This is a genomic window from Candidatus Zixiibacteriota bacterium (assembly GCA_035574315.1).
In the GTDB taxonomy this organism is placed as follows: Bacteria; Desulfobacterota; Binatia; order UBA9968; family UBA9968; genus DATLYW01.
In genome coordinates, this window is record DATLYW010000019.1 from 14558 (window position 1) to 27534 (window position 12977).

Genomic DNA, 12977 nt, shown 5'->3' on the forward strand with positions numbered 1-12977 from the left:
GGCCGCGAAAGCGCCCTCGCCGCGACGCGTCGGCGGTGTCGGCCCCCGGTTCCGGGCTCCCGGCCGTTACCTGGAACCTTCGGGCCGACCATCCGGTGAACGGGTGCCGGGATTCGCTTCGGCTCTCCGGATCTCGAGTCTCGACCCGGAAAGCGGAATCCTCGCATCCGTTTTCCCGGGATCGAGCCAGTCTCCGAGCGCGTTTCCCAGCGCGTTGAAGGAGAGGATGGTGAGGAAGATCGCCGCGGCGGGAAAGAAGATCACGTGAGGATAGCTCCGCATGGCCCGCCACCCATCCTGGGCCAGCCCTCCCCAGCTCGTTCCCCATGCGCTGTAAGGATCGTTGATCCCCAGGCCGATAAAGCTCAGCGTCGACTCGGCCAGGATGGCGGCGGGAACGCTGAAGGTCAGCGTGACGATCAGCGGGCCGGCGACGTTGGGAAGCAGATGGCGCCAGAGAATCCGCGCGGCCGGCGCTCCGATGGCGCGCGCCCCCTCGATGAAGGCCAGCTCCTTCGCCTGGAGCACCTGGCCGTGCGCCACGCGCGCGAACCGCACCCAGGAGACCAGACCCAGGGCGAGGAGCAGGCCCGCGACGTTTCGCCCCAGCACCAGAGACAGCAGGATGAAAAGAAGAAGGTCGGGGAGGCCGTAAATCACGTCGGCCATCCGCATCATCCACTCCTCCGTCCTGCCGCCCGCAAAACCTGCGATCGTCCCGTACGCCGTCCCCAGCAGCAGGGCCACGAGCGCGGCGCCCACGCCGACCGCAACCGATACGCGGGCGCCGTAGAGCACCCGGGTAAACAGATCCCGCCCGAGCCCGTCGGTGCCCATCCAGTGGGCCGGACCGGGGGGCTCCAGAACCCGACTCTCCTGCAAGCCTCCCGAGGAATAAGGAGAAATCCAAGGGGCACCGAGGCCCGCGGCGCCCACGGCGACGATGAAGAGAAGGCTGCAAACGGCCCGTGCCGCTCGCGGCCGAGCCGAAGAACGCGGCCGTCCCGCCTCAGCGCGTCCTGATCCGCGGATCGAGCCATCCATAACACAGCTCCACGATGAGGTTGGCGGCGGCGAGGAGGGCGGTGTAGACCAGGGTGACGCCCCCGATCAATGGATAGTCCCTGTCGGTGACCGCGGTAATGAAGAACCTCCCCATGCCCGGAATCGCAAAGACGTATTCGACGACGAACGAGCCCGTCAACAACGTCGCGGTCAGCGGTCCGAGAACGCTCAGAAACGGTATCAGGGAGTTCCGGAGGGCGTGCTTCAGGGCGATTGCCGCCTCGCCGATCCCCTTGGCCCGGGCCGTGCGGATGAAATCCTGCCTGAACGTCTCGATCAGGCTGGAGCGCAGCAGCGCCGCGAGGTAGGCCGCCGGTGCCGCGCCCAGCGTCGCGACCGGCAAGATCGCGCTCCCCGGCTCGTTCCATATCCCGGCCTGAAACCACCCCAGCCGCAGCGCGAAAATCCAGATGAGCAGCGCGCCCAGGAGAAAATGGGGGAGGGCGATCGCCGTTGCGCTGGCGAGCGTCACGCAGCGATCGATCCAGGAGCCGCGCCAGCGCGCGGCGGCCAGGCCGGCGGGCAGCGAGACCGTGAGCACGAAAGCCAGCGCGAGCACGCCGAGCTCGGCCGAAACCGGCAGCGTCTCGGCGATGACGTCGTTGACGCCCCGGTCGACATACTTGTAGGACGGGCCGAGATCGCCGCCGATAACGCTTCCCAGATAGCGCACATACTGGCGCCATACCGGCTCATCGAGATGGTACTTCGCGAGGATGTTCGCCAGCACCTCCGGGGGAAGCCTGCGGTCGCGGTCGAAAGGGCCGCCCGGAACCAGGCGCAACAGCGCGAAGGTCAGGGTCGTGACGAACCAGAGAACCAGAACAAGGTGCAGCAGCCGCCTGAGGAGGAACCTCGCCATGTAGCAGATGGCCGCAAACGCGCAGCGACGGCGGCCGGCGACGTGCGGCGCTTCACGCCGCCGCTGCCGCGGCGTACGCTTCGAGCTTTTCCTCCAGCCAGCGGGTGTTCACCCTCCCGGCGAGATAATCGGGATCGTCCATCACCGCCTGGAGGAACGGGATCCCGGTGTCGATACCGGCGACCTCAAAGGAGGCGAGCGCGCGACGCGCCCGGGCGGTGGCGTCGCCGCGGTCGCTTCCGTGGACGATCAGCTTCGCCAGCAGCGAGTCGTAGAAGGGGGGGACCACGTAGCCGCCGTAGCAATGGGTATCGAGCCGGATGCCGGCTCCCTGGGGCGGCTCCCACTTCGTGATTCGTCCCGGACAGGGACGAAAGCCGTGTCGCGGCGACTCCGCGTTGATCCGGCATTCCACCGCATGGCCCCGCACGCGGACGTCGGACTGCTTGAGCGCGAGCGGCTGGCCGCGAGCGATCATGAGCTGCTGCGCGACCAGGTCCACGCCGGTCACCATCTCGGTGACCGGATGCTCGACCTGGATCCGGGTGTTCATCTCGAGAAAGAAGAAATCGTCGGTGTCGGCGTCGAAGATGAACTCCACCGTGCCGGCGTTGCGATAGCCGATGCTCCTGGCCAGCGTCGCGGCCGCCTTGCAGATCCTGGACCGGACCCCGGGCGACACGGCGTATGCCGGGGCCTCCTCGATCACCTTCTGGTGGCGCCGCTGGAGCGAACAGTCCCGCTCGCCCAGATGAATCACGTGCCCGAAGGCGTCGCCGAGGACCTGCACCTCGATGTGGCGCGCGTTGGCGATGTAGCGCTCCAGGTACAGCGTGTCGTCGCCGAAGGCCGCGCGCGCCTCCGCCGCTGCGGTGGCGAACGTTCCGTGGAGCTCCGCCGCGTCGCGAACCAGCTTGATGCCTCGGCCGCCCCCGCCCGCCGCCGCCTTGAGCAGGATCGGGTACCCGATCTTCGCCGCCAGAGCTTCCGCTTCCACGGCGTTCTTCGCCCGTTCGGACCCCGGAACCGTCGGAACCCCGGCCGCGGCGGCGATCCGGCGCGCCTCGAGCTTGTCGCCCATCCTGCGGATGTTCTCCGCCGTGGGCCCGATGAACGTGATGTGGTGCTCGGCGCAAAGCTCCGCGAGCTCGGCGCGCTCGGCGAGAAAACCGTATCCCGGATGCAGCGCGTCGCACCCGGTGCCCGCGGCCGCCGCCACCAGCGCGCCCGCTTGCAGATAGCTCTCGAAGGAACGCGCCGGGCCGATGCAGACCGCACGGTCGGCCAGCCTGGCCGGAAGGCTGTCGCGGTCCGCTTCCGAGACCGCGGCCACCGTCTCGATGCCCAGGCTGCGGCACGCCTTGATGACCCGCACCGCGATCTCGCCCCGATTGGCGACCAGCACCCGGGTAACGCTCATAGCGGCCTGACGAGAAACAGGGTCTGCCCGTACTCGACGAACTGCCCGTTCTGCGCCACCACCTCGGTAATGATCCCCTTGACGCCGGCGCGGACGCTGTTGAACACCTTCATCACCTCGATGAGGCCCACGGTGGTGTCCTCGGTCACCGAAGCTCCGACGCTCACGAACGGCGGCGCGCCGGGCTCCGGCGCGACGTAAAAGGTCCCGAGCAGGGGCGCCGCGATGGGGACCAGACCGTCCGGAACCGTCTTGACCTCGACTCGCGCCTCGGTCTTCGGCGCCGCGGCCGGCGCCGGCGTCGGAGCGGGAGGCGGTTGCGCCGCCGGCGCAGGAGCCGGCCCCGGGTTGGCCGCAGGCTGCGCCGCCGGCGCCCCGATCGGGTCGCCCTTGCTCACCGTGATCTTGAGATCGCCCATCTCGAGCTGGAAATAGTCGAACTTCGACTCGTCTATCAGTTTCAGGATGTGCAGGACGTCATCGTCGCTGAGTTCCATGCTCCGCCCTCGTTGCGGTGTATTTCTGAAACAACCCCGGAAGTGTCGCTGGAGTGCTTCGGAATCGGGACCTCACCTTATGCGATTTCCGCGTCGTTGGCAATCGGCCGCCGTCGCGTCACGGCGTTGCGTCGTCGGGGGGAGCCGGGCGGACATGGCGGAGCTCCAGCCGCGCCATGCCGTTCAGCTCGAGCCCGGTGAAGTGGGGATTGAGGAGCGTGCTTTCGGCGGTCCAGAAGAGCGGGATCATCGGCACCTCGCTCTCGCAGAGAATTCTCTGGGCCTCGTCGTACAGCTTGACGCGCCGCCGGAGATCGAACTCGTGCGCCGCCGCTTCGACCAGCCGGTCGTAGCGCGGGTTCTTCCAGCGGGTGTTGTTGTTGCCGCTGCCGGAGGTGAAGAGCTTCATGAAGTTGTCCGGATCGGGGTAGTCGGCGCCCCAGCCGGAGCGAAAGACCGGGAACGGATCGTTCTGCAGCTTCTTCAAGTAAACCTTCCATTCCTGGTTTTCCAGCCGGACGAGCACGTTCAGGTTTCGCTGCCACATCCCCTGGACCGCCTCTGCGGCGAGCTTGTGGCTCTCCTGGGTGTTGTAGCCCAGCACGACCGGCGGGAAGCCCCTGCCTTCGGGGTACCCGGCCTCGCGCAGGAGCCGGCGTGCTTCCACCGGGTTGAAAGGCAGGCCGATCTTGCGGTTGTGCGCCGCCATGCCGGGGGGGATCCAGGACGCAGCGGGCTGCTCACCGCCGTGCAGGATCTTGGGAAAGACCTCCCGGTTGATCGCCAGAGCGAACGCCTTGCGCACGCGCGGGTCGTCGAAGGGCTTCCGGTCGGTCGCAAAGCCGTAGTACTCGCCGCGCAGCTGGGGCACGCGTCGGAAGCCGCGGACTCTGGAGAGCCGCTTCTTCTCGACGCTCGGGATGCTGTAGTTGTCCATGAAATGGAGCCGCCCCTGCTCGTACATCGCGAGCGCCGTGGTCGGTTCGTTGACCATCAGAAAGCTGACCCGCTCGACCGCCGGCTTGCCGCGGAAGAACCTGGGATTCGCCCGGAGCTCGATTTCGCTTTCATGGCGCCACGCGCTGAGCAGGAAGGGGCCGTTGGTCACGATGTTCTCCGGGTCGGTCCAGCGCGACCGGTGCATCTCTACGACGTCGCGGCGCTGCGGAAACGTCACCTCGAAGGTCGTGAGCGGCAGGAAATAAGAGACCGGCTGGCGCAGCTGCACGACCAGGGTACGATCGTCCGTCGCCCGGACCCCGACGGCCGCGGGGTCGGCGATCTTGCCTTCGTGGAACTCCCGGGCGTTGACGACGTCGAAAAGGATGTAGGCGTATTCCGACGCCGTTCCGGGGTCGAGCAGCCGCTTCCACGAATACTCGAAATCGTGCGCGCGCACCGGCTGACCGTCGCTCCACAGCACGTCGTCCCGCAGGTGAAAGACGAAGCGCCGGCCGCCGTCCTGAATGTCCCAGGACTTCGCCACGGCCGGCACCGGCTCGAGATTGCGGCCGAGCTCGGTGAGGCCGACCATCAGGTTGGTGATCACCTTGAAAGAAGCGTGGTCGGTCGCCAGCGACCAGTCGAGCGTCGGCGGCTCGGTGGCGATGTTGACCCGAAAATGGTCGGCCGAGCCGGGGGCCGAGAGATCCTGCCGCGACTGGCACGCCGCGCACAGCAACACCAGCGCGAGCACGCGCCGCCGCGGCCGCCAGATGGAACGGATGGAGAATCGCAAGGGAGAACCGCTTGCTTCCGCGTCGTATTGCCTCTATTAGTAGCGGAAGCCCATTCGCGCTTCAAGAAAGGAGGCGGGCATGGAGGCCAGGGAGCTCCTGCAGAAACACATCGTCGTGGAGGGACATCGCGACGTCTACGAGCAGCTCTACCGGTTGTCGATCGGCGAGACCGCCCCGCTCCGCGACGCGATCGCGCCGCGCCTGATCCGCGACGGAATCAACGTCTGCGTCTACGCGATCAGCGGCGACTCCTACTCCCACTCGCAGAACACCGGACGCTACCTGGAGACGGCGCTCGACCAGATCGACATGTTCCTCGAGGAGGCGCCGCGGTCCGAAGGCATGATCCAGCTCGTCCGCACGCGCGGCGATCTTCCTTCGGCGGTGGAGCCGGGAACCGTCAAGTTCCTGCTCCACTTCGAGGGCTGCATGCCGCTGCGCGGGAGCCTGCACAACCTCAGGAACTTCTACCGGCTCGGGCTGCGGTCGATCCAGCCGGTGTGGAACTTCCGCAACGAGCTCGGCGACGGGGTCTGGGAAACCCGCACCGGCGGGGGGCTGACCAATTTCGGGGTCGAGGTGATCAAGGAGGCCAACCGCCTCGGCATGGTGGTCGACCTCTCGCACATGAACCGCCAGGGGTTCTTCCAGAGCCTCGAGGTCGCCACCGCGCCGCTGATCGTCAGCCATGCCAACGCCTGCGGCATGCTGGAAAACCCACGCAATCTCGACGACGACCAGCTCAAGGCGATCGCACGCCAGGGCGGGTTGGTGGGAATCCTGGCGCTGCCCGAACGCGTCGCGAGGAAGGATGCGACGCTCGACGACCTGATCAAGCACCTGGAATACATGATCGACCTGATCGGCATCGAGCACGTCGCCCTCGGGATGGATTTCGTCAAGTACGACGGCCCCCGCACGCTCAAGGACCGCCACCACCCGCTCCACAAGCCGCCGCTGGTCAAGGGCTTCGAGGAGATCGAGGACCTGCCCAACCTGATCGACGGCCTGCTGCGGCGCGGTTACAGGGAAGAGGACATCGCCGCGATCCTGGGAGGGAACTACCTGCGGGTGCTCAGGACGATCCTGCCCGAACGGTCCGTGATCTGACCGGCCCGCGTTTTGTCTTGCGCGACGATCTGCGCTCGTTGTAAAAACTAGCGAGCCGCGCCCGACCGACTGCGGCCATCCGCGAAAGGAGACTACAAAGGTGTCGAAGAAGATCGCCATCGTGCTCACCGCCGCTCTCCTGTGGGGAGCGCTCTCCTGGACCCGGCCCGCTGAGGCCCGCATCATCGTCGGCCTTTCTTCCGTCAACGTGGCGTTTCTGCCGGTTTACGTCACGCAGGAAAAGGGCTTCTGGAAAGACGAAGGGCTGGAGGTGCTGCTGGTCATGTTCAACGCCGGGGCGACCAACCTCCAGGCGTTGATCGGCGGCGACATCCAGATGATGGGGAGCGCCTTCGTCGAAACCATCGGCGGCCGGGCGGCGGGCAGCGACATCAAGAACTTCTGGGGCATCTGCAACATCATGCCCTTTCAGCTTTACTCGCAGCCGGGATTCAAGTCGATGAAGGACGCGCGCGGAAAGCGCTTCGCCATCAGCCGCTTCGGCTCGCTCACCGATTACCTGACGCGGGCCACGCTGCGGCACTTCGGCATCGACCCCAAGGAAGTCACGATTCTCCAGATCGGCAGCACGCCGGCCCGCTTCGCCGCGCTTTCCGCCAAAGCCGTCGACGCTTCCATCGTCTGGTTCCCGGTCACGGAAATCGCCAAACAGCAGGGCTTCAACAAACTGTTCGACCTCAAGGAAGTCTTCCCTCAGTGGCCCTACGAGACCTTCGCAGCTCGCGAGTCGTGGCTGGCGAAGGAAAGGGAGCAGGTGACGAGGTTCCTGCGCGCCTACCAGCGCGGCGTCAAGTACACGCTGGAGCACAGGGACGAGGCGATCCGCGCGCTCAGGAAGTACGTCAAGATGGATCCGGCGTATGCGCCGGCGGGTTACGACGAGTACCGCGACTCGTTTCCCCTGAACGGCACGATCGCCGAAAAGGCGATTCCCGGCGTGATCGACCAGGAATACGAGACCGGCCGCATCAAGCGCCGGATCACGGTCGACGAGTTGATCGACCGCTCCTTCATCAAGGCGCTGGGCGGTCGGTAAGGCTCCCCCGGCTGGAGATTCGCGGCGGAGAGCGTCGCCCGCGGAGCGTTGCGGGCCTGGAGCGCCGGCGGCGGAAAGCGCGCCGGCGGCGCGCGATTCGAAAGGAGGCGAACCATGAAGATGCGCTTCGCCTTTGCCCTCCTGGCTCTCGGGCTGGCGTCGCCCGGCAGGGCGGTTGCAGCCGAGCCCGCCAACAACGTGATCGCGCACGCGGCGATGAACGCCCGCGTACTGCCTCTCTGGACGGCCAAGGATCGGGGATTTTTCTCCAAGTACGGCGTTCCCTCGGAGATGATCTTCATCCGCCAGGCGCCGACGCTGGTCGCCGCGCTGACCTCGGGCGACATCCAGATCGGCTATACCGGCGGAACGGCGGTCCTCGGCGCCGCCGCGAGCGGATCGGATCTCAAGATCCTCGCCGCGTTCACCAACCGGGTGACCTACGACGTCGTGGCGCGGCCCGGAATCAAGCGGCCGGAAGACCTGCGGGGGAAGATCTTCGGCGTCCAGAGCATCGGCGGCACCGTGTGGATGGGGGCGATCCTCGCGCTGGAGCACTTCGGCCTGGAACCGGCGCGCGACCGCATCAGCCTGATTCCCGCCGGCGACCAGTCGGTCCTCGCCCAGGCGCTCGTGACCGGCACAATCGACGTCACGGTGCTCGACGGGGTGATGAGCCGCACGCTGCGGGAGAGGGGATTTCCGGTGCTCGCCGAGCTGAGCAAGGCGAACATCCCGATCTCCAGCGTCGGCATCGTCACGAAGGGAAGCTTCATCCAGAAAAACCCGCAGACCATCGAGAACATCCTCAAGGCCCTGCTCGAGAGCGAGGCGTTCATCTTCGGCCCGGCCAACAAGGGAACCGCGCTCGCGATCCTCAAGAAGTACCTCCGGATCGGGGATCAGGAGGCCGAAGAAGGGTACCAGGACGTCCTCAAGGGGCTGGACCGCAAACCCTTCGCGAGCCTGGCGGGGCTGAAAAACGTTCAGCGGCTGATGAAGCTGCGCAATCCCGCGGTCGAAAAGGTGAAGGTCGAGGAGCTGGTCGACGACCGTTTCATGAAAAAGCTGGACGCCAGCGGCTTCATCGACGAGATGTACGCGAGATACGGCGCCCGCTAGCTTCGCTCCCGCCGCTTCCGCGATTTTCCGCGAGGGCTCCGCGCGCGCGAAAAGCCCCGCTTGATTGACAAAGTTTCCCGCATCCGATAATCCTCTCTGCATAAAATTTTGCATAATTTTTCCGGCCGAGGAGGACTCCATGCCCAAGAGTCTGAGGACTTTTCTCGACGACTGCCGCCGCGAGATTCCCAACGAGGTGATCCACATCACCAAGCAGGTCGACCCGGCGCACTACGACGTGACCGCGATCATCAAGCATCTCGGCGCCCTGAAGAAGTTCCCGATCATCATTTTCGACAATCCGCTGAATCTCAACGGCAGGGTCGGCGACATCAAGCTGGTGATGAACTGCGAGATCTCCCAGCGCAAGGCGCAGATCGCCCTGGGGCTGCCCAAGGAGACCACCCGGCCGCAAATGGCCGAGCGCTGCCTGGAGATGGAAGAGCACCGGATCGCGCCGGTCGTGGTCGACAGGAAGGACGCGCCGGTCAAGGAAAACGTCCGCGTCGGCCGCGATGTGGACCTCTACGAGCTCCCGATCATGCGCCACCACGAGATGGACGGCGGCCCGTACATCGTGCTGTCGACCATCGCCAGGGACCGCAAGACCGGCATCTACAACGTCTCCTATCACCGCATGGAGGTGAAGTCGAAGAACACCACCGCGCTTTACGCCTCGCCCCGCCACCTCTGGCGGATCTATCGCGACCACGAGGAGAACAACCTCGAGATGCCGGTGGCGACGGTCCTCGGCCATCACCCGGCGTATCACATGGGCGCCTGCTACAGCGGTCCGTTCGAAGTGAGCGAGTACGACGTGATCGGCGGCTACCTGGGCGAGCCGCTGCGGCTGGTTCCTTCCGAAACCTTCGGCGAAGACTTCCTGATCCCCGCCGATGCGGAGATCGTGATCGAAGGCGTGTTGATCCCCAACAAGCGCGTCGTCGAAGGGCCCTTCGGCGAAGCGCCCGGATACCTCGGCCCGCAGCGCTACACCACGTGCGTGGAGTACCAGGTGCGCGCGATCAACTACCGCAACGGGGCGATGTACCAGTCCGTGATCACGCCCGAGGGCGACAAGCCGTGGATGGATCTGCCCCGGGAGGGCGCCTATCTGCGGCGCTGCCGCGAGGCGGTGCCCGGCGTGACCGCGGTCTGCAAGCAGGGCCGGCACGCGCACTACAACGTTTTCATCTCGATGAAGAAGATGTCGGAGGGGGATCCCGGGCGGGCCGCGGCCGCCGCGCTCACTTTCGACCATACCAAGAACGTATTCGTGTTCGACGACGACATCGACGTTTTCAATCCGACCGACATCCTGTGGGCTCTGGCAACACGCGTGCAACCGCATCGCCAGGTCTCGATCCTGCAGCCGCTCTTCCGCGGCAACTTCCTCGACCCGTCGCTGGTCGACGAGATCAAGACGTCGGGCATGATCGTCGACGCAACCAGACCCCTCGACCGGCCGTTCTCGCCGGTCTCCAAGTGCCCGGACGACGCCATGGCGCGGATCAAGCTGGAGGACTACATCCCCGGCGAGGTCCTGCAGCACATCCCGATCGACCGGACCACTTACTGGGCTTGAGCTCGAGAACCGGTAACTCGCACGCGCTTTAGGAGGAATCATGGGCCAGGCGGTAGAAGTCACCTGTCCGAAGTGCAAGAAAGTCTTCGTGGTCAACCCCCACATGCTGGGGTCGGGCATGAATTTCCACTGCCCGTTTTGCGACCTCTATTTCCCCGAGAAGGACAGCCCGAAGATTCGGAAGTAAACGCCGCCAGGCGGCGGCTTTCCGGCGAGCATGAAGAAAACGCGCAGTTACGCGGTCGTGGGCAAGAGCGCCCATCGCGTCGACAGCATCGAGAAGGTCACCGGAAAGGCGATCTACACGGGAGACATCGAGCTTCCCGGGATGGCCTACGCCAAGATCCTGCGCAGCCCGGTGGCCCACGCGAAGCTGGTCCGGGTCGACGCCGCCCGGGCCTACGACGTTCCCGGAGTGATCGCGGTTCTGACGCGCGACGACCTCGGCGGTCTCAATTACCGCTACGGCGCGACGTACAAGGACCAGTGCATCGTGGCCGTCGACAAGGTCCGCTACGTCGGCGACCCCGTGGCCGCGGTCCTGGCCGAGGAGCCGCTGGCGGCCGAGGAAGCGCTCGATCGGATCGAGGTCGAGTACGAGGACCTGCCGCACGTCGACGATCTCGAGCAGGCGCTCGCCGAGGGCGCTCCGCTGGTGCACGAGGAAGAGGTGGCCCGCGCCGAGCTGCGCGGCTCGACCTACGGCGCGCCGGAGCGTTTCAAGGGCACCAACGTCTGCTATTACTTCGGCTACGAGCGCGGCGACCTCGCGCGCGGCTTCGAGAAAGCCGATCACGTCTTCGAGGACACTTTCCGCTTCCACAAGGTGCAGCATTGCTCCCTCGAGCCGCACACCAACATCGCCTACTGGGACGGAGAGAAGTTCACCGTCTGGAGCTCCTGCCAGGACCCCTTCACGCTGCGCGACCACCTGTCGGCGATCTTCAGCCTGCCGCTCAGCCGGGTGCGCGTCATCGTCCCGTATGTCGGCGGCGGCTACGGCGGCAAGCTGTACGTCAAGGCGGAGCCGATCACCGCTGCGCTGTCGTGGAAAACGCGGCGGCCGGTGAAGCTCGTGCTCTCCTTCGGCGAAAGCTTCAAGACTGTCACGCGCCACGCCGCGCGCGTCACGCTCCGGACAGGGGTCACGCGTGACGGAAAGCTGGTCGCGCGCGAGTGCCGGATCTTCACCGACACGGGCGCGTACGCCGACGCCGGCCCGCGCGTGACGCAGAAGGCGGGCTATCGCTCCCTCGGTCCGTACCGCATTCCCAACGCCAGGATCGAGGCGCACGGGGTCTACACCAACACGATCCCCGCCGGGGCGTTTCGCGGCTTCGGCAGCGTCCAGGTGACGTGGGCGTACGAGTCGCAGATGGACCTGATCGCCGAGCGGCTGGGGATCGACCCCGTCGAGCTGCGGCTCAAGAACCTCCTCAGGAAAGGGGAGGTCTACACCGCCGGCGACACGCCCGTCGACTGCGATCTCAAGGAAGGCCTGCTCAAGGTGGCCGAGGCGATCAAGTGGAACGAGCCGCCCTCCCGGCCGAACCGCGGCAAGGGTATCGCCATGTGCATGAAGGACGCGGGCGGCACGTACAAGGTGGCTGGCGCCGCCGTGCGGATCTCATCGGACGGGAGCGCCGTCCTGCTCACGGGAACGGTGGAGATCGGCCAGGGGCCGCGGACCGCGCTCAGCCAGATCGTCGCCGAGGAGCTGGCCATGGACCTCGGGCGCATTTCCGTGGCGCAGCTCGACACCGACGTCACGCCTTACGACATCTCGACCAGCGCGAGCAGCTCGACCGTGGTGATGGGGCTTGCCGTGCAGCGCGCGGCCCAGGACGCCAGAAAACAGTTGCTGCAGTGCGCTGCCAAGGTGCTCAAGCGAAAGCCCTCCGGCCTCGTCTTGCGGGACGGGGCGGTTCACACGCGCGACGGCCGCTCGCTCCCGTACGGCAGGGTGATCGTGGAGTTCTTCGGCAGCAGGGCCGGTGAGATCATCGGCCGTGGCCTCTATCGCGACAAGCGCACCCCCAAGGCCGTGCTCGGCTCGCCGACGACGTTCTGGGAGGTGGCGTGGGGCGGCGTCGAGCTGGAAGTCGACACCGAGACAGGCGCGATCCAGCTCCTGAACTACGTTTCCGCCACCGACGTCGGCAAGGCGATCAATCCCGAGCAGGTCGAAGGGCAGGACGAAGGCGCGGTGATGTTCGGCGTCGGCCACACGCTGCTCGAGGAGCTGGTGTACGACAGCGGCCAGCCGTTGAACGCCAACCTCGTCGATTACAGGCTGCCGACCTTCGGCGACCTGCCGCAGAACCTCACCACCGTGCTGATCGAGAACGGCAACGGGCCGGGGCCCTTCGGCGCCAAGGGAATGGGAGAAGGGGGACTGCTGCCCCTCGCCCCGGCGATCGCCGGGGCGGTTTCCAGGGCCGTTGGCGTACGCATCCAGGACCTGCCGCTGACGCCTCCGAAGGTTTGGACAGCGATTCAGGCCAGGCGCGGCTGAGACTG

11 protein-coding genes are annotated in these 12977 nt (G+C 66.3%); 6 read left to right on the forward strand and 5 right to left on the reverse strand.

Annotated features, from left to right (window positions below; translation table 11 throughout):
- Window positions 1–66: 66 nt before the first annotated feature.
- From VNN77_05675 to VNN77_05695, 5 genes are all read right to left on the reverse strand, one after another.
- Window positions 67–882, reverse strand: a complete 816-nt coding sequence (locus tag VNN77_05675; GenBank protein HXG50884.1) for an ABC transporter permease — start codon at window positions 880–882, stop codon at window positions 67–69.
- Between the two features lie 127 nt (window positions 883–1009).
- Window positions 1010–1927 carry an ABC transporter permease gene (locus tag VNN77_05680; protein ID HXG50885.1) on the reverse strand — a complete coding sequence of 306 codons (918 nt, stop codon included), beginning with the start codon at window positions 1925–1927 and terminating at the stop codon, window positions 1010–1012.
- A gap of 52 nt (window positions 1928–1979) precedes the next feature.
- Window positions 1980–3347 carry an acetyl-CoA carboxylase biotin carboxylase subunit gene (gene accC, locus VNN77_05685; GenBank protein HXG50886.1) on the reverse strand — a complete coding sequence of 456 codons (1368 nt, stop codon included), beginning with the start codon at window positions 3345–3347 and terminating at the stop codon, window positions 1980–1982.
- The gene (accB, locus tag VNN77_05690) at window positions 3344–3844 is read right to left on the reverse strand and encodes an acetyl-CoA carboxylase biotin carboxyl carrier protein (protein ID HXG50887.1); all 501 of its coding nucleotides are present in this window, start codon (window positions 3842–3844) and stop codon (window positions 3344–3346) included. Before accB ends, accC begins: the two co-directional genes overlap by 4 nt.
- A 118-nt stretch (window positions 3845–3962) precedes the next feature.
- On the reverse strand, window positions 3963–5582 hold the full coding sequence (locus VNN77_05695) for a peptide ABC transporter substrate-binding protein (GenBank protein HXG50888.1): 1620 nt from the start codon (window positions 5580–5582) through the stop codon (window positions 3963–3965).
- A 79-nt stretch (window positions 5583–5661) separates the two neighbouring features.
- On the opposite strand from VNN77_05695, the gene VNN77_05700 reads away from it, so the two are divergent.
- From VNN77_05700 to VNN77_05725, 6 genes are all read left to right on the forward strand, one after another.
- Window positions 5662–6693, forward strand: a complete 1032-nt coding sequence (locus tag VNN77_05700) for a dipeptidase (protein ID HXG50889.1) — start codon at window positions 5662–5664, stop codon at window positions 6691–6693.
- Between the two features lie 100 nt (window positions 6694–6793).
- Window positions 6794–7750 carry an ABC transporter substrate-binding protein gene (locus VNN77_05705; protein HXG50890.1) on the forward strand — a complete coding sequence of 319 codons (957 nt, stop codon included), beginning with the start codon at window positions 6794–6796 and terminating at the stop codon, window positions 7748–7750.
- Window positions 7751–7864: 114 nt separating this feature from the next.
- Window positions 7865–8872 carry an ABC transporter substrate-binding protein gene (locus VNN77_05710; GenBank protein ID HXG50891.1) on the forward strand — a complete coding sequence of 336 codons (1008 nt, stop codon included), beginning with the start codon at window positions 7865–7867 and terminating at the stop codon, window positions 8870–8872.
- 139 nt (window positions 8873–9011) lie between these two features.
- Entirely contained in the window at window positions 9012–10457 is a 1446-nt protein-coding gene (locus VNN77_05715; GenBank protein ID HXG50892.1) for a UbiD family decarboxylase, read from the forward strand.
- Between the two features lie 40 nt (window positions 10458–10497).
- Window positions 10498–10644, forward strand: coding sequence for a hypothetical protein (locus tag VNN77_05720; protein ID HXG50893.1), 147 nt, complete (start codon window positions 10498–10500; stop codon window positions 10642–10644).
- A 30-nt stretch (window positions 10645–10674) separates the two neighbouring features.
- Window positions 10675–12972, forward strand: a complete 2298-nt coding sequence (locus VNN77_05725; GenBank protein HXG50894.1) for a xanthine dehydrogenase family protein molybdopterin-binding subunit — start codon at window positions 10675–10677, stop codon at window positions 12970–12972.
- The last annotated feature ends 5 nt before the right edge of the window (window positions 12973–12977 follow it).